At 41.2% G+C, this 20854-nt stretch carries 36 protein-coding genes and 1 rRNA gene; 35 read left to right on the top strand and 2 right to left on the bottom strand.

Going from position 1 to position 20854, the window contains the following annotated elements:
- Window positions 1-16 precede the first annotated feature (16 nt).
- The 33 genes from rplV (at window position 17) to ES017_RS13915 (ending at window position 18286) form a co-directional block, all read left to right on the top strand.
- Window positions 17-358: a 50S ribosomal protein L22 gene (gene rplV / locus ES017_RS14075; RefSeq protein ID WP_006322652.1), complete on the top strand. Its 342-nt coding sequence runs from the start codon at window positions 17-19 to the stop codon at window positions 356-358.
- A 3-nt stretch (window positions 359-361) separates the two neighbouring features.
- A complete protein-coding gene (gene rpsC, locus ES017_RS14070; RefSeq protein WP_021095333.1) occupies window positions 362-1018 on the top strand; it encodes a 30S ribosomal protein S3 in 657 nt (218 codons plus the stop codon).
- A gap of 2 nt (window positions 1019-1020) precedes the next feature.
- Complete coding sequence (gene rplP / locus ES017_RS14065) at window positions 1021-1455, top strand: 50S ribosomal protein L16 (RefSeq protein ID WP_003397670.1); 435 nt, start codon at window positions 1021-1023, stop codon at window positions 1453-1455.
- Window positions 1445-1645, top strand: a complete 201-nt coding sequence (gene rpmC, locus ES017_RS14060) for a 50S ribosomal protein L29 (protein WP_003397671.1) — start codon at window positions 1445-1447, stop codon at window positions 1643-1645. Before rplP ends, rpmC begins: the two co-directional genes overlap by 11 nt.
- A gap of 25 nt (window positions 1646-1670) precedes the next feature.
- Complete coding sequence (gene rpsQ, locus ES017_RS14055) at window positions 1671-1934, top strand: 30S ribosomal protein S17 (RefSeq protein ID WP_003397674.1); 264 nt, start codon at window positions 1671-1673, stop codon at window positions 1932-1934.
- 49 nt (window positions 1935-1983) lie between these two features.
- Complete coding sequence (rplN, locus tag ES017_RS14050) at window positions 1984-2352, top strand: 50S ribosomal protein L14 (protein WP_021095332.1); 369 nt, start codon at window positions 1984-1986, stop codon at window positions 2350-2352.
- 36 nt (window positions 2353-2388) lie between these two features.
- Window positions 2389-2700, top strand: coding sequence for a 50S ribosomal protein L24 (rplX, locus tag ES017_RS14045; RefSeq protein WP_003397676.1), 312 nt, complete (start codon window positions 2389-2391; stop codon window positions 2698-2700).
- A 29-nt stretch (window positions 2701-2729) separates the two neighbouring features.
- A complete protein-coding gene (gene rplE / locus ES017_RS14040; protein WP_003397677.1) occupies window positions 2730-3269 on the top strand; it encodes a 50S ribosomal protein L5 in 540 nt (179 codons plus the stop codon).
- A gap of 34 nt (window positions 3270-3303) precedes the next feature.
- Window positions 3304-3489, top strand: coding sequence for a 30S ribosomal protein S14 (gene rpsN / locus ES017_RS14035; RefSeq protein ID WP_003397678.1), 186 nt, complete (start codon window positions 3304-3306; stop codon window positions 3487-3489).
- 33 nt (window positions 3490-3522) lie between these two features.
- Window positions 3523-3921, top strand: coding sequence for a 30S ribosomal protein S8 (rpsH, locus tag ES017_RS14030; RefSeq protein ID WP_009361494.1), 399 nt, complete (start codon window positions 3523-3525; stop codon window positions 3919-3921).
- Between the two features lie 29 nt (window positions 3922-3950).
- Window positions 3951-4490 (top strand): 50S ribosomal protein L6, encoded by a 540-nt coding sequence (rplF, locus tag ES017_RS14025; RefSeq protein ID WP_009361495.1) that lies wholly within the window; start codon window positions 3951-3953, stop codon window positions 4488-4490.
- Between the two features lie 32 nt (window positions 4491-4522).
- Window positions 4523-4885: a 50S ribosomal protein L18 gene (rplR, locus tag ES017_RS14020; RefSeq protein WP_021095331.1), complete on the top strand. Its 363-nt coding sequence runs from the start codon at window positions 4523-4525 to the stop codon at window positions 4883-4885.
- A gap of 19 nt (window positions 4886-4904) precedes the next feature.
- Window positions 4905-5405: a 30S ribosomal protein S5 gene (rpsE, locus tag ES017_RS14015; protein ID WP_021095330.1), complete on the top strand. Its 501-nt coding sequence runs from the start codon at window positions 4905-4907 to the stop codon at window positions 5403-5405.
- Between the two features lie 14 nt (window positions 5406-5419).
- Window positions 5420-5608 carry a 50S ribosomal protein L30 gene (rpmD, locus tag ES017_RS14010; RefSeq protein WP_003397685.1) on the top strand — a complete coding sequence of 63 codons (189 nt, stop codon included), beginning with the start codon at window positions 5420-5422 and terminating at the stop codon, window positions 5606-5608.
- Window positions 5609-5622: 14 nt separating this feature from the next.
- Window positions 5623-6063: a 50S ribosomal protein L15 gene (gene rplO / locus ES017_RS14005; protein WP_021095329.1), complete on the top strand. Its 441-nt coding sequence runs from the start codon at window positions 5623-5625 to the stop codon at window positions 6061-6063.
- Window positions 6063-7355 carry a preprotein translocase subunit SecY gene (gene secY / locus ES017_RS14000; protein ID WP_021095328.1) on the top strand — a complete coding sequence of 431 codons (1293 nt, stop codon included), beginning with the start codon at window positions 6063-6065 and terminating at the stop codon, window positions 7353-7355. The genes rplO and secY overlap by 1 nt, the downstream gene beginning before the upstream one ends.
- Window positions 7356-7414: 59 nt before the next feature.
- On the top strand, window positions 7415-8065 hold the full coding sequence (locus ES017_RS13995; protein ID WP_021095327.1) for an adenylate kinase: 651 nt from the start codon (window positions 7415-7417) through the stop codon (window positions 8063-8065).
- Window positions 8065-8811 (top strand): type I methionyl aminopeptidase, encoded by a 747-nt coding sequence (gene map / locus ES017_RS13990; RefSeq protein ID WP_021095326.1) that lies wholly within the window; start codon window positions 8065-8067, stop codon window positions 8809-8811. Before ES017_RS13995 ends, map begins: the two co-directional genes overlap by 1 nt.
- A 98-nt stretch (window positions 8812-8909) precedes the next feature.
- On the top strand, window positions 8910-9128 hold the full coding sequence (infA, locus tag ES017_RS13985) for a translation initiation factor IF-1 (RefSeq protein ID WP_003247618.1): 219 nt from the start codon (window positions 8910-8912) through the stop codon (window positions 9126-9128).
- Between the two features lie 30 nt (window positions 9129-9158).
- Window positions 9159-9272: a 50S ribosomal protein L36 gene (gene rpmJ, locus ES017_RS13980; protein ID WP_000868344.1), complete on the top strand. Its 114-nt coding sequence runs from the start codon at window positions 9159-9161 to the stop codon at window positions 9270-9272.
- Window positions 9273-9294: 22 nt separating this feature from the next.
- A complete protein-coding gene (gene rpsM / locus ES017_RS13975) occupies window positions 9295-9660 on the top strand; it encodes a 30S ribosomal protein S13 (protein ID WP_003397691.1) in 366 nt (121 codons plus the stop codon).
- Between the two features lie 25 nt (window positions 9661-9685).
- Window positions 9686-10075 (top strand): 30S ribosomal protein S11, encoded by a 390-nt coding sequence (gene rpsK, locus ES017_RS13970; protein WP_021095325.1) that lies wholly within the window; start codon window positions 9686-9688, stop codon window positions 10073-10075.
- Window positions 10076-10245: 170 nt separating this feature from the next.
- Window positions 10246-11190 (top strand): DNA-directed RNA polymerase subunit alpha, encoded by a 945-nt coding sequence (locus ES017_RS13965; RefSeq protein WP_004888705.1) that lies wholly within the window; start codon window positions 10246-10248, stop codon window positions 11188-11190.
- 60 nt (window positions 11191-11250) lie between these two features.
- Window positions 11251-11613 carry a 50S ribosomal protein L17 gene (gene rplQ, locus ES017_RS13960; RefSeq protein ID WP_003397694.1) on the top strand — a complete coding sequence of 121 codons (363 nt, stop codon included), beginning with the start codon at window positions 11251-11253 and terminating at the stop codon, window positions 11611-11613.
- A 113-nt stretch (window positions 11614-11726) separates the two neighbouring features.
- On the top strand, window positions 11727-12581 hold the full coding sequence (locus ES017_RS13955; RefSeq protein WP_021095324.1) for an energy-coupling factor ABC transporter ATP-binding protein: 855 nt from the start codon (window positions 11727-11729) through the stop codon (window positions 12579-12581).
- Window positions 12539-13408, top strand: a complete 870-nt coding sequence (locus ES017_RS13950; protein WP_021095323.1) for an energy-coupling factor ABC transporter ATP-binding protein — start codon at window positions 12539-12541, stop codon at window positions 13406-13408. Before ES017_RS13955 ends, ES017_RS13950 begins: the two co-directional genes overlap by 43 nt.
- Window positions 13405-14202, top strand: a complete 798-nt coding sequence (locus ES017_RS13945) for an energy-coupling factor transporter transmembrane component T family protein (RefSeq protein ID WP_035063329.1) — start codon at window positions 13405-13407, stop codon at window positions 14200-14202. The genes ES017_RS13950 and ES017_RS13945 overlap by 4 nt, the downstream gene beginning before the upstream one ends.
- Window positions 14203-14217: 15 nt before the next feature.
- Window positions 14218-14958: a tRNA pseudouridine(38-40) synthase TruA gene (gene truA, locus ES017_RS13940; RefSeq protein ID WP_042535894.1), complete on the top strand. Its 741-nt coding sequence runs from the start codon at window positions 14218-14220 to the stop codon at window positions 14956-14958.
- A gap of 146 nt (window positions 14959-15104) precedes the next feature.
- Window positions 15105-15539: a 50S ribosomal protein L13 gene (gene rplM, locus ES017_RS13935; protein ID WP_021095320.1), complete on the top strand. Its 435-nt coding sequence runs from the start codon at window positions 15105-15107 to the stop codon at window positions 15537-15539.
- Between the two features lie 22 nt (window positions 15540-15561).
- Window positions 15562-15954 carry a 30S ribosomal protein S9 gene (gene rpsI, locus ES017_RS13930; RefSeq protein WP_003397701.1) on the top strand — a complete coding sequence of 131 codons (393 nt, stop codon included), beginning with the start codon at window positions 15562-15564 and terminating at the stop codon, window positions 15952-15954.
- An 89-nt stretch (window positions 15955-16043) separates the two neighbouring features.
- Window positions 16044-16448 (top strand): DUF2521 family protein, encoded by a 405-nt coding sequence (locus ES017_RS13925; protein WP_075039523.1) that lies wholly within the window; start codon window positions 16044-16046, stop codon window positions 16446-16448.
- A gap of 55 nt (window positions 16449-16503) precedes the next feature.
- Complete coding sequence (cwlD, locus tag ES017_RS13920; protein WP_021095318.1) at window positions 16504-17202, top strand: N-acetylmuramoyl-L-alanine amidase CwlD; 699 nt, start codon at window positions 16504-16506, stop codon at window positions 17200-17202.
- 79 nt (window positions 17203-17281) lie between these two features.
- Window positions 17282-18286: an Mrp/NBP35 family ATP-binding protein gene (locus ES017_RS13915; RefSeq protein ID WP_021095317.1), complete on the top strand. Its 1005-nt coding sequence runs from the start codon at window positions 17282-17284 to the stop codon at window positions 18284-18286.
- Window positions 18287-18359: 73 nt separating this feature from the next.
- Here the strand turns inward: ES017_RS13915 and gerD are convergent, their stop codons facing one another.
- Window positions 18360-18956, bottom strand: a complete 597-nt coding sequence (gene gerD, locus ES017_RS13910; protein ID WP_035063339.1) for a spore germination lipoprotein GerD — start codon at window positions 18954-18956, stop codon at window positions 18360-18362.
- Between the two features lie 131 nt (window positions 18957-19087).
- Between gerD and ES017_RS13905 the strand changes: the two genes are divergently transcribed.
- Window positions 19088-19684: a KinB-signaling pathway activation protein gene (locus ES017_RS13905; protein ID WP_021095315.1), complete on the top strand. Its 597-nt coding sequence runs from the start codon at window positions 19088-19090 to the stop codon at window positions 19682-19684.
- 16 nt (window positions 19685-19700) lie between these two features.
- Here ES017_RS13905 and pdaB read toward each other — a convergent pair whose 3' ends face one another.
- Entirely contained in the window at window positions 19701-20462 is a 762-nt protein-coding gene (gene pdaB, locus ES017_RS13900; RefSeq protein ID WP_021095314.1) for a polysaccharide deacetylase family sporulation protein PdaB, read from the bottom strand.
- Between the two features lie 282 nt (window positions 20463-20744).
- On the opposite strand from pdaB, the gene ES017_RS13895 reads away from it, so the two are divergent.
- Window positions 20745-20854: ribosomal RNA gene (locus ES017_RS13895) — 16S ribosomal RNA — on the top strand; the annotation flags it as partial.

Genomic DNA, 20854 nt, shown 5'->3' with positions numbered 1-20854 from the left:
AGAGGAGGCTTCATTTATGCAAGCTAAAGCTGTTGCTAGAACGGTTCGAATTGCTCCTCGTAAAGCTCGTTTAGTTATTGATTTAATTCGAGGAAAGCAAGTGAGTGAAGCAGTTGCGATTCTTCGCCATACGCCAAAAGCTGCTTCTCCAATTATCGAGAAAGTATTAAAATCTGCAGTTGCAAATGCAGAGCATAACTATGACATGGACGTTAACAAGCTCGTTGTTACGGAAGCTTATGTGAACGAAGGACCAACATTGAAACGTTTCCGTCCTCGTGCACAAGGTCGTGCGAGCGCAATTAACAAACGCACAAGTCATATCACGATCGTCGTTTCAGAAAAGAAGGAGGGATAATCAGTGGGTCAAAAGGTAAATCCAATCGGTCTTCGCATCGGTATTATCCGTGATTGGGAATCAAGATGGTACGCTGAAAAAGATTATGCGGACCTTTTACACGAAGATCTTAAAATTCGCGAATACCTCACAAAGCGCTTAAGCGATGCAGCTGTTTCTCGCATTGAGATCGAGCGTGCAGCAAACCGTGTAAATATCACAATCCATACAGCGAAACCAGGAATGGTTATCGGTAAAGGTGGATCTGAAGTTGAAGCGCTTCGTAAAGCGTTAAACGAATTAACTGGCAAACGCGTTCATATCAACATCCTTGAAATCAAAAAGCCAGACTTAGAAGCAAAACTTGTTGCGGAAAATATCGCGCGTCAAATTGAAAACCGCGTATCATTCCGTCGTGCGCAAAAACAAGCAATCCAACGCACAATGCGCGCAGGTGCAAAAGGAATTAAAACAATGGTATCTGGTCGTTTAGGTGGAGCAGATATCGCTCGCTCAGAACATTACAGCGAAGGAACAGTTCCACTTCATACTCTTCGCGCTGACATTGACTACGCGACAGCAGAAGCGGACACAACATACGGAAAAATCGGCGTGAAAGTATGGATTTATCGTGGAGAGGTCCTTCCTACGAAAAAGAAAACTGAGGAAGGAGGAAATTAATCATGTTAATGCCAAAACGCGTAAAATATCGTCGTGAACATCGCGGTCGCATGAAAGGTCGCGCGAAAGGCGGTACAGAAGTACATTTTGGTGAATACGGCTTACAAGCGTTAGAGCCAGCATGGATCACAAACCGTCAAATCGAGGCTGCTCGTCGTGCGATGACTCGTTACATGAGACGTGGCGGTAAAGTATGGATTAAAATTTTCCCTTCAAAACCATATACAGCGAAACCACTTGAAGTGCGCATGGGTTCCGGTAAAGGTGCTCCTGAAGGTTGGGTAGCTGTTGTGAAACCTGGTAAAGTGATGTTTGAAATCGCGGGAGTTTCTGAAGAAGTAGCTCGTGAAGCGTTGCGCCTTGCTTCTCACAAACTTCCAATCAAATGCAAATTCGTAAAACGTGAAGAAATTGGTGGTGAATCAAATGAAAGCTAAAGAAATTCGTGAACTTACCACTGCCGAGATTGAACAAAAAATTAAAGCGTTGAAAGAAGAGTTATTCAACCTTCGCTTCCAATTGGCAACAGGTCAATTAGAGAATACAGCTCGTATTCGTGAAGTACGCAAAGCGATTGCGCGTATGAAAACTGTGATTCGCGAGAGAGAGATCGCTGCTAATAAATAATTGATATCGAGAGGAGGTTCGCACAATGAGTGAACGCAACAATCGTAAAGTTCTCGTCGGCCGTGTTGTTTCCGATAAAATGGATAAAACAATTACGGTTCTTGTAGAAACTTATAAAAAGCATCCTCTTTACGGCAAGCGCGTAAAGTATTCGAAAAAATATAAAGCACATGACGAAAACAACGTAGCAAAAGTGGGCGACATCGTAAAAATTATGGAAACACGTCCTCTTTCTGCGACAAAACGTTTCCGTCTTGTTGAAGTAGTTGAAAAAGCTGTTATCGTTTAATTAATATTGTTCGGGATGATGGATACAAATCCGAAAGGAGGTTTCGTCAATGATTCAACAAGAAACTCGTATGAAAGTTGCTGATAACTCTGGTGCACGTGAAGTGCTTGTCATTAAAGTGCTAGGTGGTTCTGGTCGTCGTTATGCGAACGTGGGCGACATCGTTGTGGTGACAGTTAAAGATGCAACACCAGGTGGCGTTGTTAAAAAAGGTCAAGTTGCTAAAGCGGTCGTCGTTCGTACAAAACGTGGCGTACGCCGTGCAGACGGTTCTTACATCCGCTTTGATGAAAATGCTTGCGTAATCATTCGTGATGACAAGAGCCCACGTGGTACACGTATTTTCGGACCAGTTGCTCGCGAATTACGTGAAAAAGACTTTATGAAAATCGTTTCTTTAGCTCCAGAAGTGATTTAATGAAAAGGAAAAGCCTTTTAAGGAGGTGCGATTCAGATGCATGTAAAAAAAGGTGATAAAGTACAAGTGATCTCTGGTAAAGATAAAGGAAAACAAGGCGTTATTCTTGCTGCGTTTCCAAAGAAAAACCGAGTGCTTGTTGAAGGTGTAAACATCGTGAAAAAACACGTAAAACCTTCTCAAGCAAATCCACAAGGCGGCATCATCAGCCAAGAGGCGCCAATCCACGTATCAAACGTAATGCCTCTTGATCCAAAAACAGGATTACCAACTCGTGTTGGATACAAAGTAGTTGACGGTAAAAAAGTTCGCTATGCGAAACGTTCTGGTGAAATTTTAGACAAATAATGAAGTGACTGAGGAAGGGAGGTACTCAAATGAACCGCCTTAAAGAAAAGTATTTGAAAGAAGTTGTTCCTGCTCTGATGAGCAAGTTTAACTATAAATCTGTGATGCAAGTTCCGAAAATCGAAAAAATCGTCATCAACATGGGTGTTGGTGATGCGGTACAAAACGCAAAAGCGTTAGATAACGCAGTGGAAGAACTCGCGTTAATTTCTGGTCAAAAACCAGTTGTTACACGTGCGAAAAAATCAATCGCTGGCTTCCGCCTTCGTGAAGGAATGCCAATCGGTGCGAAAGTAACGCTTCGCGGTGAGCGTATGTACGAGTTCTTTGATAAGCTCGTTTCCGTTTCTTTACCGCGTGTTCGCGACTTCCGTGGCGTTTCTAAAAAATCGTTCGACGGACGCGGAAACTACACATTAGGTGTAAAAGAGCAATTAATTTTCCCTGAAATTGATTACGATAAAGTAAACAAAGTTCGCGGTATGGATATCGTGATCGTTACAACTGCGAAAACAGACGAGGAAGCTCGTGAATTACTTGCATTGCTCGGCATGCCATTCCAAAAATAATCATTCCCATTCGTAAAAAGAGGGAGGCGAAAACGTGGCTAAAAAATCAATGATCGCGAAACAAAAACGCACACCAAAGTTTAAAGTGCAAGCGTACACTCGTTGTGAACGTTGTGGACGTCCACACTCTGTATATCGCAAATTTAAACTTTGCCGTATTTGTTTCCGTGAATTAGCGTATAAAGGTCAAATTCCTGGTGTGAAAAAAGCAAGCTGGTAATAAACCCATGAGTTGGGAAGGAGGTAAAACATAATGGTGATGACAGATCCAATTGCAGATATGCTTACTCGCATTCGTAATGCGAACATGGTGCGTCACGAGAAACTTGAAGTTCCTGCTTCAAAAATTAAAAAGGAAATCGCTGAAATTTTAAAGCGTGAAGGTTTCATTCGTGATGTCGAATACATTGAAGATAACAAACAAGGTATTCTTCGTATTTTCTTAAAGTACGGTCCGAATAACGAGCGTGTAATTACAGGCCTTAAACGTATTAGCAAACCTGGTTTACGCGTATATGCAAAAGCTGACGAAGTACCACGCGTATTGAACGGTTTAGGAATCGCAATTCTTTCAACATCCCAAGGTATTTTAACTGACAAAGAAGCACGTCAAAAACGTACTGGCGGCGAAGTGTTAGCATACATTTGGTAATTATTTTGCAACGAATGGAGGTGTAGTACATGTCACGTGTTGGTAAAAAACCATTGGAAATTCCAGCTGGTGTTACAGTTACATTAGACGGTAACACAGTTACTGTAAAAGGTCCGAAAGGTGAACTTACTCGTACGTTCCATCCAGATATGGTTATTAAAGTAGAAGGTAATGTTTTAACAGTTGAGCGTCCAAGCGATGAGAAGCATCATCGTGCGCTTCACGGAACGACTCGCAGCTTGCTCGCAAACATGGTTGAAGGTGTTTCAAAAGGCTATGAGCGTGCTCTTGAACTTGTCGGTGTCGGTTACCGTGCAACAAAACAAGGCAAAAAGCTTGTATTAAGCGTTGGATACTCTCATCCTGTTGAAATCGAGCCTGAAGAAGGACTTGAAATCGAAGTTCCTTCACAAACAAAAATTATCGTTAAAGGTGCGGACAAACAACGTGTTGGTGAATTAGCAGCAAACATTCGTGCCGTTCGTTCACCAGAACCTTACAAAGGAAAAGGTATTCGTTACGAAGGCGAAGTTGTGCGTCGTAAAGAAGGTAAAACAGGTAAGAAATAATGCTGCTTAGGTAAATGAAAGGAGTGACACGAATGATCACTAAGCTTGATAAAAATGCAGTTCGCAAACAAAGACACGCTCGTGTTCGTCGTAAAGTAGTAGGAACTGCGGAACGTCCACGCTTAAATGTGTTCCGTTCAAACAAACACATTTACGCGCAAATTATCGACGATATGAAAGCAGTGACGCTTGTTAGCGCGTCAACTTTAGATAAAGAATTCGACTTAGAATCAACAGGCAATGTTGAAGCAGCTCAAAAAGTGGGCGAGTTAATTGCTAAACGTGCACTTGAAAAAGGTATTACATCGGTTGTATTTGACCGTGGCGGATATTTATATCATGGACGTGTTAAAGCACTTGCAGACGCTGCTCGTGAAGCTGGATTACAATTCTAATTAAGAAGGAGGGACAGAGATGCGTCGCATTGATCCAAATAAACTTGAACTAGAAGAACGCGTTGTTGCCGTTAACCGCGTAGCTAAAGTAGTAAAAGGTGGACGTCGTTTCCGTTTCGCTGCGTTAGTCGTTGTTGGTGACAAAAACGGTCATGTCGGATTCGGAACTGGAAAAGCTCAAGAAGTTCCAGATGCAATTCGCAAAGCGATTGAAGACGCGAAGAAAAATTTAATTACTGTACCGATCGTTGGTACAACAATTCCACATGAAGTGATCGGACATTTCGGTGCAGGTCAAATCATTTTAAAACCAGCATCTGAAGGTACAGGAGTTATCGCTGGTGGTCCTGCCCGTGCGGTATTAGAGTTAGCAGGTGTTAGCGATATTTTATCGAAGTCAATCGGTTCCAACACACCAATTAACATGGTGCGCGCAACAATCGACGGTTTGAAGCAATTGAAACGTGCCGAAGAGGTAGCGAAATTGCGCGGTAAAACAGTTGAGGAACTGTTAGGATAAGGGAGGGAAAAATGATGGCGAAAAAATTAGCAATTACCCTCACTCGCAGCGTAATCGGTCGTCCGCAAGACCAACGCGTGACGGTTAAAACATTAGGTTTACGAAAATTGCATCAAACAGTTGTTCATAACGACAATCCAGCCATTCGTGGAATGATTAATAAAGTTTCTCACCTTGTAACAGTAAAAGAATTAGAAGAATAAGGAGGTGCCTCGGCATGAAGCTACATGAATTGCAACCAGCACCGGGTTCTCGTAAAGAACGCAACCGTGTTGGTCGTGGTATCGGCTCTGGTAACGGAAAAACTTCTGGTAAAGGACATAAAGGGCAAAACGCTCGCTCTGGCGGCGGTGTACGCATCGGCTTCGAAGGTGGTCAAACACCTTTATTCCGTCGTTTACCAAAACGCGGCTTTACAAACATCCATCGTAAAGAATATGCGATCGTTAACCTTGAAGTATTAAATCGCTTTGAAGACGGTACGGAAGTCACACCAGAATTATTGCTTGAAACAGGCGTAGTAAGCAAATTAAAAGCAGGCATCAAAGTTCTTGGTGACGGTGAGCTTACGAAAAAATTAACAGTAAAAGCTCATAAATTCTCTGCTTCTGCAAAAGAAGCGATCGAAGCTGCTGGCGGTACAACTGAGGTGATTTAATGTTTCGAACAATCTCCAATTTTATGCGCGTGGGTGATATAAGAAGAAAAATTATGTTCACCCTTCTTATGCTCATTGTATTTCGCATCGGTACGTTTATTCCCGTGCCGGGCGTAAATGCAGATGTGTTAAAAATGCAAGATCAGTTCAACGCTTTTGGCGTATTGAATACATTTGGTGGCGGTGCCTTACAAAACTTTTCTATTTTTGCGATGGGCGTCATGCCATACATTACGGCATCCATCATCGTACAACTATTGCAGATGGATGTTGTTCCTAAATTTACGGAATGGTCGAAACAAGGAGAAGTGGGCCGCCGTAAACTCGCTCAGTTTACTCGCTATTTCACAATTGTGCTTGGGTTTATCCAAGCGTTCGCTATGTCTTATGGTTTCCATAATATGTCCGGAGGCGTGCTTATTAAAAATCCAGGCATCCCGACTTATTTGCTTATTGCGCTCGTTTTAACAGCAGGAACAGCTTTTTTAATGTGGCTCGGTGAGCAAATTACAGCTAAAGGTGTTGGGAACGGTATTTCTGTATTAATTTTTGCAGGAATTGTATCAGGGATCCCAACAACGCTTAACCAAATTTACGTCCAACAGTTTGAAAATGCTGGCGATCAGCTATTTTTACGCATCGTTACAGTATTGTTAGTCGCTTTAGCTGTTGTTGCAGTTATTGTTGGCGTTATTTATATGCAACAAGCGTTTCGAAAAATCCCGATTCAGTATGCAAAGCGATTAGAAGGACGTAGTCCAGTAGGTGGTCATTCGACACACATTCCGTTAAAAGTGAATCCGGCAGGTGTCATTCCGGTTATTTTCGCGGTGTCGTTTATTATTACTCCACCGACGATTGCATCGTTTTTCGGCTCGAATGATGTAACATTGTGGATTAAGAAAGTTTTTGACTACACGCAACCAGTTGGTATGATCATATACGTCGCTTTAATTGTTGCCTTTACGTATTTTTATGCGTTTGTTCAAGTCAATCCAGAACAAATGGCGGACAATTTGAAAAAGCAAGGTGGTTACATTCCAGGCATTCGTCCAGGAAAGAACACGCAAGAATTCATTACACGCGTTTTATATCGATTAACTTTCGTCGGAGCTCTATTTTTAGCAGCAATCGCTGTTCTTCCTGTCTTCTTTATCGAGTTCGCTAAACTACCGCCTTCTGCTCAAATTGGAGGAACGAGCTTGCTGATCGTCGTCGGTGTTGCTTTAGAGACGATGAAGCAGCTAGAAAGCCAATTAGTGAAGCGCCATTATAAAGGCTTTATTAAATAAAAAGAGGTGTTGGGAATTTTATTCCCTCTACCTCATATAGAGCTGAGGGGGAGAAATTGATGAATTTAGTATTAATGGGACTGCCGGGCGCTGGAAAAGGGACGCAGGCAGAGAAAATTGTTGAGAAATACAAAATTCCTCACATTTCTACTGGGGATATGTTTCGAGCAGCGATGAAAGAAGGAACAGAGCTCGGTTTACAGGCGAAATCATATATGGATCGCGGCGATCTTGTTCCGGATGAAGTGACGATCGGTATTGTTCGTGAACGATTAAGCAAAGACGATTGCCAAAACGGATTTTTGCTTGATGGATTTCCGCGAACAGTCGCTCAAGCTGAAGCGTTGGAGACTCTTCTTCAACAATTAAATCGTTCCATTGATTATGTGATTAACATTGAAGTAGATAAAAACATTTTAATGGAACGTTTAACGGGCAGACGCATTTGTAAAGAATGTGGCGCAACGTATCATCTCGTGTTCAACCCACCAGCAAAAGCAGGCGTTTGCGATAAATGTGGTGGCGAGTTGTATCAACGTGCAGATGATAACGAAGCGACAGTAGCAAATCGCCTTGAAGTCAATATGAAGCAAGCGCAACCGTTGCTTGATTTTTATGCAGCGAAAGGGTACTTGCGCAATATTAATGGACAACAACATATTGATCAAGTGTTTGCTGACATTTGTGAATTACTTGGGGGCTTAAAATAATGATCATTTGCAAAACCCCACGCGAAATCGAAATTATGCGTGAAGCTGGCCGAATTGTTGCCTTAACCCATCAAGAACTACAAAAATATATTGAGCCAGGCATAACAACGAAAGAGCTCGATCATATTGCGGAAACGTTCATTCGCAAACATGATGCAATTCCTTCGTTTAAAGGATATAATGGATTCCGTGGGAGCATTTGTACATCGGTAAATGAAGAGCTCGTTCACGGTATTCCGGGAGACCGTGTGCTTCGCGAAGGAGATATTATTAGCATCGATATTGGCGCGAAATATAACGGATATCATGGCGATTCGGCTTGGACATATCCAGTCGGAGCCATTTCCGAAGAGGCGAAAAAGCTGTTAGAAGTGACAGAACAGTCATTGTATCGCGGATTGGAAGAAGCGAAACCTGGCGCACGGTTAACGAACATTTCTCATGCGATCCAAACGTACGTTGAGGCGCATAACTTTTCTGTTGTGCGTGAGTATGTTGGACATGGAATTGGTCAAGACTTACATGAAGATCCGCAAATCCCACATTACGGTCCGCCAAATAAAGGGCCGCGGTTAAAGCCAGGCATGGTTCTGTGCATTGAACCGATGGTGAATGCAGGAACCCGTTATGTTCGCACGTTAGAAGATAATTGGACGGTCGTCACAGTAGATGGCAAACTATGTGCTCATTTTGAGCATACGATCGCTATTACTGAGACGGGGTATGAAATTTTAACAACACTTTGAACGCTTTAACCTTCTTTGCGGATGCGCATCGTAAGCTTTAAACTGGTCGTGTTAGTTGAACATGTTACTCATTTCAAAAAAGAAGGGAGAGCCGTTCAATGGCGAAAGACGATGTAATTGAAGTGGAAGGTACAGTCGTTGAAACGTTGCCAAATGCGATGTTCCGAGTGGAACTTGAAAACGGTCATACCGTTTTAGCTCACGTTTCAGGTAAAATTCGCATGCATTTTATTCGTATTTTACCAGGTGATAAAGTGACAGTTGAATTGTCACCTTACGATTTAACACGTGGAAGAATTACGTATCGATATAAATAACACTCCGCACGAACAAGGAGGTAAGTTCACATGAAGGTTAGACCATCTGTAAAACCGATTTGCGAAAAATGCAAAGTCATTCGCAGACGCGGAAAAGTTATGGTTATTTGTGAAAATCCAAAGCATAAGCAAAAACAAGGATAAAACTTGAGGAGGTGTACAAATTATGGCACGTATTGCAGGTGTAGATATTCCTCGTGACAAACGTGTAGTCATTTCATTAACATACATTTACGGAATCGGTAAAGCAACTGCACAAAAAATCTTAGCAGAAGCTGGCGTATCTGAAGACACTCGCGTTCGCGACTTAACAGAAGAAGAATTAGGTAAAATTCGTGAAATCGTAGATCGCTTAAAAGTAGAAGGAGATCTTCGTCGTGAAGTATCTTTAAACATTAAACGTTTAATGGAGATCGGTTGCTACCGTGGTCTTCGTCATCGTCGCGGATTGCCAGTTCGTGGCCAAAATACGAAAAACAATGCTCGTACACGTAAAGGTCCACGTCGTACAGTAGCGAATAAGAAAAAATAATTAAGTAAAGGAGGTTCATGAACGAATGGCACGTAAAACGAATACGCGTAAACGTCGTGTAAAAAAGAATATTGAATCTGGTATCGCTCATATCCGTTCGACTTTTAACAACACAATCGTCACAATTACAGACGTTCATGGAAATGCAATTTCTTGGTCAAGTGCAGGTGCGTTAGGTTTCAAAGGTTCTCGTAAATCTACTCCGTTCGCTGCACAAATGGCTGCAGAAACTGCTGCAAAAGCATCAATGGAGCATGGCATGAAAACTGTTGAAGTAAACGTAAAAGGTCCGGGTGCTGGTCGTGAAGCAGCAATTCGTGCACTTCAAGCGGCTGGATTAGAAATTACAGCAATTAAAGATGTTACACCGGTTCCACATAACGGATGCCGTCCGCCAAAACGTCGTCGTGTTTAATTTCTCTGTATAGAATTTGCGTATGTGTCAATAATGGGATATAGTCATTCTTATACAGGGAAATGAAAAACAGTTGTTGTGCACATTCGGGAACTTATTCATGGGGGAATTTCGATTGAGCTGTCATCGGTTTAATCGGGGTTTCGACGTTTTGAAGGAGGGTTAAAGGAATGCTAGAAATTGAAAAGCCGAAAATCGAAACGGTTGAAATCAGCGAGGATGCCAAATATGGCAAATTCGTCGTTGAACCACTTGAGCGTGGATATGGTACAACTTTGGGTAACTCCTTACGTCGTATCCTGTTATCCTCACTCCCTGGTGCCGCTGTAACATCTGTTCAAATAGACGGTGTATTGCACGAGTTTTCAACAATTGATGGCGTCGTGGAAGATGTAACAACGATCATTTTAAACATTAAGAAGCTAGCGCTAAAAATTTATTCGGACGAAGAAAAGACGCTTGAGATTGATGTACAGGGTGAAGGAGTCGTTACAGCTGCTGATATTACTCACGATAGCGATGTAGAAATTCTCAACCCTGACCTTCATATTGCGACATTAGCAAAAGACGGTCGTTTACGGATGAGAATGACGGCAAAACGTGGACGTGGGTATACGCCAGCTGATGCTAATAAGCGCGAGGATCAACCGATAGGTGTTATCCCGATCGATTCCATTTATACGCCGGTATCGCGCGTATCATACCAAGTCGAAAATACGCGCGTCGGTCAAATGACAAACTACGACAAATTAACGATCGACGTGTGGACAGATGGTAGCATCGGCCCGAAAGAAGCAATCTCACTAGGGGCAAAAATTTTAACGGAGCACTTGAACATTTTTGTGAACTTAACAGATGAGGCGCAACACGCTGAAATCATGATCGAAAAAGAAGAAGATCAAAAAGAAAAAGTGCTCGAGATGACAATTGAAGAGCTTGATCTTTCTGTTCGTTCGTACAACTGCTTAAAGCGTGCTGGCATTAATACAGTGCAAGAGCTTGCGCAAAAAACGGAAGAAGATATGATGAAAGTGCGCAACTTAGGCCGCAAGTCGCTTGAAGAAGTAAAAGCGAAGTTAGAAGAGCTAGGATTAAGCTTACGTAAAGATGACTAGTTAAGCGTTCGGTTAACTAGGCATTTTCATGTTAAAAGTGAAATAAAGGAGGGACATCACATGTCTTACAGAAAATTAGGACGCACAAGCTCTCAACGTAAAGCGTTGCTTCGTGACTTAGTGACAGACTTAATCATTAATGAGCGAATTGAAACAACAGAAGCTCGTGCAAAAGAATTGCGTTCTGTTGTAGAAAAAATGATTACATTAGGAAAACGTGGCGATTTGCATGCACGTCGTCAAGCTGCGGCATTCGTTCGCAAAGAAGTAGCAAACACAGAAACAGGTCAAGATGCGATTCAAAAATTGTTTAGCGACATCGCACCTCGTTACCAAGACCGTCAAGGTGGCTACACACGCATTATGAAACTTGGACCACGCCGCGGTGACGGTGCGCCAATGGTAATTATTGAACTAGTTTAATACGTTTTTATAAGGGCGAGACAGTTTTTGAACTGGATCTATGCCCTTTTTTTGTTTTCTTTTTTGTAGTAGAGTAGAGAGTAAGAACATTCAGAAGAGATGAGGAGAGAGTCGTGGAAGTTGCAGTACGTGTGGACGATGTAAGTTTTCAATACGCAAATGAACAAACGTATGCTCTACAAAACATATCGTTTCAAGTGTATAAAGGTGAATGGGTAACAATTGTCGGGCATAATGGATCAGGTAAATCAACATTAGCGAAGTTGTTAATTGGTTTATTGCCACCGACAAGTGGAACGATTCATGTATGTGGAATACCATTAAATGAAGAAACGATATGGGACGTACGTGAGCAATTAGGCATTGTATTTCAAAATCCAGACAACCAGTTTGTTGGAACGACGGTTCAAGATGACGTCGCTTTCGGTCTTGAAAATAGAGGGATACAAAAAGAGGAAATGAAAAAACGCATAAACGAAGCGTTAAAAAAAGTAAAAATGGAAGATTTCATTCATCACGAGCCGCATCGCTTGTCGGGTGGACAAAAACAACGCGTCGCCATTGCAAGCGCCATTGCTCTTCAGCCGAATGTCATCATCTTAGATGAGGCGACATCCATGCTTGACCCGAGCGGAAAAAAAGAAGTTCTTCATGTGATGCAGTCGCTTCGTCGCGAACACGATATGACGGTTATTTCAATTACTCATGATTTAAATGAAGTCGCAAAAGCAGATCGGGTTATTGTGATGAATAAAGGAAAAATTGTGCTCGAAGGAACGCCTGCACATATTTTTTCATACGGGGAGAAATTAGAAGAGATGGGGTTAGACTTACCATTCTCGCTACAACTAAGTCGACGATTGAAGAACAATGGCATTCCAATGACAGCTGATCATTTAACAATGGAGGGGTTGGTGAGTGAATTATGGACATTGTATTCCGCGATGTCGAACATCGTTACCAAATAAATACCCCTTTCGAGAAGCGAGCGTTGTACGATATTCATGTTGATATTCGCAGCGGCTCATATGTAGCGGTAATCGGTCATACAGGGTCGGGCAAGTCTACCCTTTTACAACATTTCAATGGTTTACTTCAACCGACAAAAGGAACCGTCCACCTTGGCGATTATACAATTGTAGCGGGAAAAAAAGAAAAACATTTAAAGCCTTTAAGGAAAAAAGTAGGCATTGTTTTTCAATTCCCTGAACATCAATTGTTTGAAGAAACAGTAGAAAAAGATATTTGCTTTGGACCGATGAATTTCGGCATGTCAGAACAAGAAGCAAAAGCTCGTGTTGGCGAGTGGTTAGCGCTTGTTGGATTGCCGGAAGAAGTGCGACATAAATCTCCATTTGCTTTAAGCGGCGGACAAATGCGCCGCGTAGCGATCGCAGGTGTGTTAGCCATGGAGCCGGAAGTGCTTGTGTTAGATGAACCTACGGCAGGATTAGACCCTCGCGGACGAAAAGAAATGATGGATATGTTCGCAAACCTTCAGCGGCAAAAAAAGATGACCATTGTACTTGTGACACATAGCATGGAAGAGGCAGCGCGTTACGCGGATGATATTATTATTATGCATCGAGGAACGATTGTTCGAAGAGGGACACCAGAACAAATTTTCCGTAACGTCGATGATTTAATACATCTTGGATTAGATGTCCCTGAGACAGTTTTGTTTCAGCGGGCAATCGAACAAAAATTCGGGATACAATTTCCAGAACCATGTTTGACGATAGAAGACGTCGAACGATCTTTACAAACGTTATTTACTAGGGTGAAGCGTATATGATGAACGGTATGATTATCGGAAAATATGTTCCTGGGGATTCTTTTATTCATCGGCTCGATCCACGTACAAAACTGCTGCTCATGTTTATTTATGTGTTTATCGTATTTCTTGCAAACAACGGATGGACGTATGGAATATTGACTTTGTTTACATGCCTTTTGTTGTTTTTATCACGCATTCCTTTTTCATTTATGATTAGAGGGTTAAAACCTGTTTTGTGGGTCATTGTATTTACTTTTTTTCTCCATGTGCTATTAACAAAAGAAGGACATATCGTTTTTCAATGGCTTGGCATTGAAGTGTACGATAAAGCGATTCAACAAGGGGCGTTTATTTCTTTACGCTTTTTGCTCCTTATTGTCGTCACAACGCTATTGACGTTAACAACAACGCCGATTGAAGTGACAGATGGGATGGAGTCGTTACTTTCGCCGTTAAAAAAATGGAATGTACCTGTTCATGAACTAGCGCTCATGATGTCGATTTCTCTTCGTTTTATTCCGACGTTAATGGAAGAAACCGAAAAAATTATGAAAGCTCAAACCGCTCGTGGTGTCGATTTTTCAAGCGGTCCGTTCCAAGAACGAATGAAAGCGATGACGGCGTTGCTCGTTCCGCTATTTATTAGCGCATTTAAAAGAGCAGAAGAGCTAGCTGTCGCGATGGAAGTACGTGGATATCGTGGTAGTCAAAATCGAACAAAATGGCGCGAGTTGACGTGGGGACGAATAGATACGGCTTTTATGCTTTTCATCGGCTTATTGGCTATTGCTTTATGGTTACTTCGTTCATAAGAAGGAGCGAAAATCATGAGAAGAATAAAATGTACCATTGCATATGATGGTACGCATTTTGCTGGATATCAAATTCAACAACAAAAACGAACGGTGCAGGGAGAACTAGAGCATGCACTTTCCATCATTCATAAAGGGCAATTTGTTCGCGTATATGCGTCAGGAAGAACGGATGCAACGGTTCATGCATATGGACAAGTGATTCACTTTGATACGCCGCTTGCGATTCCAGATGAAAAATGGCCAAAGGCGTTAAATGCTCTTCTCCCGGATGACGTCATTGTCAAAGAAGCAAGTGAAGTACCTCCTTCTTTTCATGCCCGATTTAGCGTGAAAAAGAAAGAATATCGTTACCGCGTCTGGATAGGAGAGAAAAACGTATTTTTACGCCATTATGTATATCACTATCCGTACAAGCTTCATGTCACGGCGATGAACGAAGCGCTTCGTTATGTGATCGGGACGCATGATTTCACAAGTTTTTGTTCGGCAAAAACGGAAATTGATGATAAAGTTCGTACCATTTATGAAGCGGAAGTGATTCAAGAAGGAGAAGAGCTAATCTTCCGTCTTGTTGGAAACGGCTTTTTGTACAATATGGTTCGCATTATCGTTGGAACAGTGCTAGAAGTTGGGCGCGGGGAACGACGTGCTGAAGAGATGAAAACGATTTTGCAACAAAAAAATCGAAGTGCTGCGGGGAAGACGGCTCCAGGTCACGGCCTATATTTATGGCACGTTTCTTATGACAACTAATCCAGGTGTAACATTTTCTTGACATTAGGTTATGAAAGAGATATTATATCATATGGTATGTATTTTAAACCCACGATTAGCCCCGGAAATTAATCGTGTTGAAATAAATATCGCTTGTTTATTTTTTATTTTAGGAGGGAAAACAAATGCGTACGTATATGGCGAAGCCAAATGAAGTAGAACGTAAATGGTACGTTGTTGATGCAGAAGGCAAAACGTTAGGACGTCTTGCTAGCGAAGTTGCTGCAATTTTGCGCGGTAAACATAAACCAACTTACACACCGCATGTTGACACAGGTGATCATGTGATCATCATCAACGCAGAAAAAGTTGAATTAACAGGTAAAAAATTAACAAACAAACTATACTATCGCCACAGCTTACATCCAGGTGGGTTAAAAGTAAGAACAGCTCTTGAAATGCGCACAAATTACCCAGAGCAAATGCTTGAAAAAGCAATTCGCGGCATGCTTCCAAAAGGTAGCCTTGGTCGTCAAATGTTCAAAAAATTGCACGTTTATCGCGGAAGTGAACATCCGCATCAAGCACAAAAACCAGAAGTTTATGAACTTCGCGGATAATTGATTAAAGGAGGGCATTATTTTGGCACAGGTACAATACTACGGCACAGGCCGTCGCAAAAGTTCAGTTGCGCGCGTGCGTCTCGTTCCAGGTGAAGGACGCATTATCGTAAATGGTCGTGACATTCGTGACTACGTTCCATATGAATCGTTAGTGGAAGTTGTAAAACAGCCACTTGTTTTAACAGAAACGTTCGGTAGCTACGATGTATTAGTAAACGTAAGCGGTGGTGGATTTACAGGTCAAGCAGGTGCGATCCGTCACGGTATCGCTCGTGCATTGTTACAAGTTGACCCTGAATACCGTCAAACATTAAAACGTGCAGGCTTATTAACGCGCGATTCTCGTGTGAAAGAGCGTAAGAAATACGGTCTTAAAGGCGCTCGTCGTGCACCACAATTCTCAAAACGTTAATGTCAACAAATCTCGGCAATTATTTGCCGAGATTTTTTTGTATGTCTCTCATTTTCATGCGAACAATATGTATGAGGAGGGATAAAAAATTGGGAATACTTACATCGTTTACAGCAAAAAAGATAGAAAAGCAGCTAACTGATGAACGAAATGCATTGCGCGATCTTTCTTATCATGAACTATGGCAACGTATGCGCACGTATTGGCAACGATACATCATTGTTTCTGAATGTATCGAAACGATATGTATCGATGTGGCGATTGAAGCGTATTTGATCGGAGCGCATTATAGCCGCTTTATATATTATGGTGAGTCAAAGGAAACGGTCAGAAGACGTTGTATCGATGAATATATGCAACTCATTGATGAATTGTATGACCGTATGAAAGAATACGGAGATGACATGTACGATGCATGTGCCCGTTACATCGATGGATGGTGGAAAGAAGGAATCGAAAAAGGACTGCGCCGTCAACGTCTTCGTTTGAAGTAACCGTTCTAAATTCTCCTCTTGTCCCATATAACATAAATAGTGGGGAGGAGAAGGGATGAAAATACGTATTATTATTGTTTTCATTGTTTTTGCCCTTTTTTTACAGTTTTATGTCTTTCATGATCACTCTTGGAAAGCATGGAGTTTACCGTTATCAGGAAAAATTATTGTTCTTGATCCTGGGCATGGAGGACCTGACGGAGGAGCGGTCGGGGGAGATGTTTTGGAGAAGGAAGTCGCACTAGATGTGGCGTTAAAATTACGCGATTATTTGCAACAACAAGGTGCGCTCGTTCAAATGACAAGAGAGGGAGACCATGATTTAGCAAGTGAACAAACAAGGGGATATAGCCGAAGAAAAATAGAAGATTTACAACGGCGAGTTCAATTTGTGAATGAGTCAGAGGCAGATTTTTTTATTAGTATTCATTTAAACGCCATCCCTTCGCCGAAATGGAGGGGCGCACAAGTTTTTTACTATCCTTCATTAGAGGAAAATGCAAGGCTAGCTAAGTTTATTCAACAAGAGCTACGCGTCAATTTGGAAAATACACATCGATTGGCGAAGCCCATTCAAACCGTATATTTATTAAAAATGGCTAAAAAACCAGGAGCTTTAGTTGAAATCGGCTTTTTGTCAAATGAAGAAGAACGGAAATTACTAGCATCTTCAACGTATCAAGAACAGCTTGCCGCTTCGATTTACAAAGGTATTTTACGTTACGTATCAAATGAACGTAATCCTTCTGAGTGAGAAGGATTCATTTTTTTATACAGAAAATTATGTTATATTGAAAGTATGAAACCGAATACATAAGGATTGGTGAGGCGCGATGTTGACAGAAAAACAAGTTGTAGAGCTTCTTGAAACGATTTACGACCCTTTTTTGAAAAAAACGTTTAAAGAAACAGGAGCGATTCAAGAAGTCAAAATAAATGAAGAAAAAGGGCTAGTGAGCGTAAAAATTGCTTTAGCTAAAACTGGGACGGCGGAACAACTTCAAGTGCAACAGACGGTTGTCCAACGTTTAAAAGATGCAGGAGCATCATCTGTTGGGCTTCGTTTTGCTCAATTGCCGTTAGAAGAAAGATCAACGAATGAACCGATTTATTTAGCCATTGCAAGCGGAAAAGGTGGCGTAGGGAAATCAACGGTATCCGTTAATTTAGCTGTTTCGCTTGCGCGGCTTGGTAAAAAGGTTGGGTTAATCGATGCAGATATTTACGGGTTTAGTGTGCCAGATATGATGGGGATTACAGAACGGCCAATCGTCCGTGGAGAAAAAATTATTCCGGTTGAGCGGTTTGGTGTAAAAGTAATTTCTATGGGGTTTTTTGTAGAAGATAATTCACCGGTGATTTGGCGCGGACCAATGCTCGGCAAAATGTTAAAAAACTTTTTTGATGAAGTGGAATGGGGAGAATTAGATTATTTACTATTAGATTTACCTCCAGGCACAGGGGATGTAGCGTTAGATGTGCATACGATGCTTCCGACATCGAAAGAAATTATTGTGACGACGCCTCATCCAACGGCTGCTTTTGTTGCCGCAAGAGCGGGAGCGATGGCGGTTCGGACGAATCATGAAGTTGTCGGTGTTATCGAAAATATGTCATATTTTGAAAGCCAAACAACGGGTGAAAGAGAATATATTTTTGGAAAAGGCGGTGGCCAAAAATTAGCTGAAGAATTACAGACGGACTTACTTGGACAGCTACCGCTCGGACAACCTGACTGGAACGATGATGACTTTGCCCCTTCTGTATATGGTGAAGATCATCCAATTGGAAAAGTGTATATGGATATTGCTAAAAAAATCATCGCAAAGTTACGATGAAGTGGCGTCTTTCTTTGATGATGGATTGTGCATATGTATTTACAAAGGGTGTCCTAGTAATCGAAGGACACCCTTATGCTGTTTGATCCTCGCTCGACCCCTCTTGATCAGGTTTTTTCTTGCCGCCTTGCATTTCTTCTGCTGCTTTCATAAGAATATCTTCAATTTTTGCTTTAAATAGCGGGCTGCTAAATGTCTCTGTAATCACTTTTTGCAAATGGGCGCGAAAATCTTTGTTTTTCATCTCTGTTTGTATTAATTTTTTCATTTCTGGATTTTGCATAATGTCTACAATCATTGCTTGATATTCAGGGTCTTTCATTAGCGCTTTCAATAATTTTTCATGTTCTTCTTTCATGCTTTTCGCGAAATTTTGAGCGAACTTTGGGTCTTCAAATGCTTTTTTCCAAAACGCTTTTCCTTTGTCTGAAGTTAACGTTTCCTCAATCGTTTTTTTTACAACTTCTTGGTCCATGACGAGCTGCTGTTTTACTTTTTCATCGCTCATCACTTCTTGAATCGCTTTTTTTCCTTCATCCGTTTTTAAAATATCAACAACCATTTTTTTCGTTTGATCGTAATCAGGTTGCGCAGGGGTTTTCTCTTGTTGGGCGCACCCTGCTAGCGCTAATACACAACTAAATGCGAGGAGCAAAAATGTTCGATTCATCATCAAGGGCCCCTTTCAACAAGTTTCCTTACTGTTAATATTCAATATTCTTTGCAAAAATATTCGCTAGCATTTTTCTTATTTCGTTGATAGAATTTTGAAAGGGATATTGAGAATTGGAGGGTACACAAGTGAACAGTCGAAAGTGGGTTCAATTGTTTTTTTCAACATTGTTTGTCGGTGGAATAAGTACAGGGATTGTTGGATTTGCTGTGAAGTGGAATGAATACGCACATCTTTTTACATCGTTTGAGATAAAAGAAATTTTATCTGTTCTCGTTTGGCTGATTGGAGTTGGTTTCATTTTTAGCGTCATTAGTCAGATGGGTTTTTTTGCGTATTTAACGATTCATCGTTTTGGTCTCGGAATTTTCCGTTCCGTCAGTTTATGGAATGCGGTACAAATCGTTCTCATTGCTTTTGTTTTATTTGATCTCGTTTATTTTCGTTATCAACTGTTTGCTAAAGAAGGAGAATCAATTGTTAGTTACGTGCTTGTTGCTTTATTCATTTTCCTGTTTGGACTCATTGTTGCATACGTGAAAATGCGTGAAACGAACAAAGAAGCATTTATTCCTGCCTTATTTTTTATGGTTGTTGTTACGGTGATTGAATGGTTCCCGGTATTGCGAATTAATGAAGAAAATTGGTTATATTTAATGTTGTTCCCGTTATTAATTTGCAATGCGTATCAATTGCTTACGTTGCATAGGCTTTTAAGAAAATAAAATGAGGCCTGCCGCCTCATTTTATTTCTTTACTTTTGATATGAGCGTTGTTGACAAGATCGGATATCGTTACGCCCCTATATCCTTCTTTTTTCATCCATATGATAATTTGTTCTAATGCTGAGGCCGTTTGTTTAGCTGAATCTGATGCATGAAGCAGCACAATATCACCGCTTTTAGCGTTTTTCGTGACGTTTTCAACAATGGCATGTACTCCAGGATTAAGCCAATCTTTTGAATCAACACTCCAATGGACGACCGTATGGCCAAAGGAGTGAACAACTTTCAAAACGTTTTTATTAAAATTTCCTGTCGGCGCACGAAGAAAAGGAGTATGTTTAATGCCTAACGTATCAAACACTTTCTTAGCTTGTGCTAAGTCGCGAATAATTTTTCCCCGCTCAAGTTCAGTATAATTTTTGTACTCATAACCCATACTACCGATTTCATGACCATCTTCAACAATTTTTTTTACGATGCGAGGGTGACGTTCCGCCCAAGAAGCAGATAAGAAAAATGTAGCCTTTACCCCGTGTTTTTTTAATACGTTTAAAACAGTTAAAGCATTTGTTTCACCCCAACTAATGTCAAATGTCAAAGCAAGCTCGTTTTTTTTATTTTCGACTTTGTAAATGGCTTTTGGTCCGGGATCGGTAGAAAATACAGATTCGCTTGCAAGTTGTTGAATATAAAAAATAGAGGCTGTGACAAAGGCGATTGATATAATGAGAAGCCATTTTTTAATTTTTTTTCCGTCGAGTATATAAAAAAACTTCAATATTTGTCCCCCCTTGTCCTTTTTATGACCATCTTATGCAAGAAATAACACGATATGATTAATGAATAAATGAGAACATTTTTTTAAAAAATACTGTTGACAATAAAATAAAACGTATGTTAAATTAATAAACGTCGTCAGCAACGAAAAAACGACTGACGATAGAAAAAAGTGATTGACAATAACAAAAAGAAATGTTAGAATAACCAAGCCGTCGTTTGACGGAGATGTTCCTTGAAAACTGAACGAAGCGAAAAGCGTACAAAAGCTAAGGATAACTTTTCTATGGAGAGTTTGATCCTGGCTCAGGACGAACGCTGGCGGCGTGCCTAATACATGCAAGTCGAGCGGACGATTCAAAAGCTTGCTTTTGAATCGTTAGCGGCGGACGG

Origin of the sequence: Anoxybacillus sp. EFIL (assembly GCF_013096955.1) — a bacterium.
Taxonomy (GTDB): Bacteria; Bacillota; Bacilli; order Bacillales; family Anoxybacillaceae; genus Anoxybacillus; species Anoxybacillus ayderensis.
This window is presented reverse-complemented; position numbering and strand designations above follow the sequence as displayed.

Excerpts from the sequence above, each read along its gene's own strand:
- rplV (WP_006322652.1), top strand. The coding sequence starts at position 17 with ATGCAAGCTAAAGCTGTTGCTAGAACGGTTCGAATTGCTCCTCGTAAA.
- rplP (WP_003397670.1), top strand. The coding sequence starts at position 1,021 with ATGTTAATGCCAAAACGCGTAAAATATCGTCGTGAACATCGCGGTCGC.
- rpmC (WP_003397671.1), top strand. The coding sequence starts at position 1,445 with ATGAAAGCTAAAGAAATTCGTGAACTTACCACTGCCGAGATTGAACAA.
- rpsQ (WP_003397674.1), top strand. The coding sequence starts at position 1,671 with ATGAGTGAACGCAACAATCGTAAAGTTCTCGTCGGCCGTGTTGTTTCC.
- rplN (WP_021095332.1), top strand. The coding sequence starts at position 1,984 with ATGATTCAACAAGAAACTCGTATGAAAGTTGCTGATAACTCTGGTGCA.
- rplX (WP_003397676.1), top strand. The coding sequence starts at position 2,389 with ATGCATGTAAAAAAAGGTGATAAAGTACAAGTGATCTCTGGTAAAGAT.
- rplE (WP_003397677.1), top strand. The coding sequence starts at position 2,730 with ATGAACCGCCTTAAAGAAAAGTATTTGAAAGAAGTTGTTCCTGCTCTG.
- rpsH (WP_009361494.1), top strand. The coding sequence starts at position 3,523 with ATGGTGATGACAGATCCAATTGCAGATATGCTTACTCGCATTCGTAAT.
- rplF (WP_009361495.1), top strand. The coding sequence starts at position 3,951 with ATGTCACGTGTTGGTAAAAAACCATTGGAAATTCCAGCTGGTGTTACA.
- rplR (WP_021095331.1), top strand. The coding sequence starts at position 4,523 with ATGATCACTAAGCTTGATAAAAATGCAGTTCGCAAACAAAGACACGCT.
- rpsE (WP_021095330.1), top strand. The coding sequence starts at position 4,905 with ATGCGTCGCATTGATCCAAATAAACTTGAACTAGAAGAACGCGTTGTT.
- rpmD (WP_003397685.1), top strand. The coding sequence starts at position 5,420 with ATGGCGAAAAAATTAGCAATTACCCTCACTCGCAGCGTAATCGGTCGT.
- rplO (WP_021095329.1), top strand. The coding sequence starts at position 5,623 with ATGAAGCTACATGAATTGCAACCAGCACCGGGTTCTCGTAAAGAACGC.
- secY (WP_021095328.1), top strand. The coding sequence starts at position 6,063 with ATGTTTCGAACAATCTCCAATTTTATGCGCGTGGGTGATATAAGAAGA.
- ES017_RS13995 (WP_021095327.1), top strand. The coding sequence starts at position 7,415 with ATGAATTTAGTATTAATGGGACTGCCGGGCGCTGGAAAAGGGACGCAG.
- map (WP_021095326.1), top strand. The coding sequence starts at position 8,065 with ATGATCATTTGCAAAACCCCACGCGAAATCGAAATTATGCGTGAAGCT.
- infA (WP_003247618.1), top strand. The coding sequence starts at position 8,910 with ATGGCGAAAGACGATGTAATTGAAGTGGAAGGTACAGTCGTTGAAACG.
- rpmJ (WP_000868344.1), top strand. The coding sequence starts at position 9,159 with ATGAAGGTTAGACCATCTGTAAAACCGATTTGCGAAAAATGCAAAGTC.
- rpsM (WP_003397691.1), top strand. The coding sequence starts at position 9,295 with ATGGCACGTATTGCAGGTGTAGATATTCCTCGTGACAAACGTGTAGTC.
- rpsK (WP_021095325.1), top strand. The coding sequence starts at position 9,686 with ATGGCACGTAAAACGAATACGCGTAAACGTCGTGTAAAAAAGAATATT.
- ES017_RS13965 (WP_004888705.1), top strand. The coding sequence starts at position 10,246 with ATGCTAGAAATTGAAAAGCCGAAAATCGAAACGGTTGAAATCAGCGAG.
- rplQ (WP_003397694.1), top strand. The coding sequence starts at position 11,251 with ATGTCTTACAGAAAATTAGGACGCACAAGCTCTCAACGTAAAGCGTTG.
- ES017_RS13950 (WP_021095323.1), top strand. The coding sequence starts at position 12,539 with ATGGACATTGTATTCCGCGATGTCGAACATCGTTACCAAATAAATACC.
- ES017_RS13945 (WP_035063329.1), top strand. The coding sequence starts at position 13,405 with ATGATGAACGGTATGATTATCGGAAAATATGTTCCTGGGGATTCTTTT.
- truA (WP_042535894.1), top strand. The coding sequence starts at position 14,218 with ATGAGAAGAATAAAATGTACCATTGCATATGATGGTACGCATTTTGCT.
- rplM (WP_021095320.1), top strand. The coding sequence starts at position 15,105 with ATGCGTACGTATATGGCGAAGCCAAATGAAGTAGAACGTAAATGGTAC.
- cwlD (WP_021095318.1), top strand. The coding sequence starts at position 16,504 with ATGAAAATACGTATTATTATTGTTTTCATTGTTTTTGCCCTTTTTTTA.
- ES017_RS13915 (WP_021095317.1), top strand. The coding sequence starts at position 17,282 with ATGTTGACAGAAAAACAAGTTGTAGAGCTTCTTGAAACGATTTACGAC.
- gerD (WP_035063339.1), bottom strand. The coding sequence starts at position 18,956 with ATGAATCGAACATTTTTGCTCCTCGCATTTAGTTGTGTATTAGCGCTA.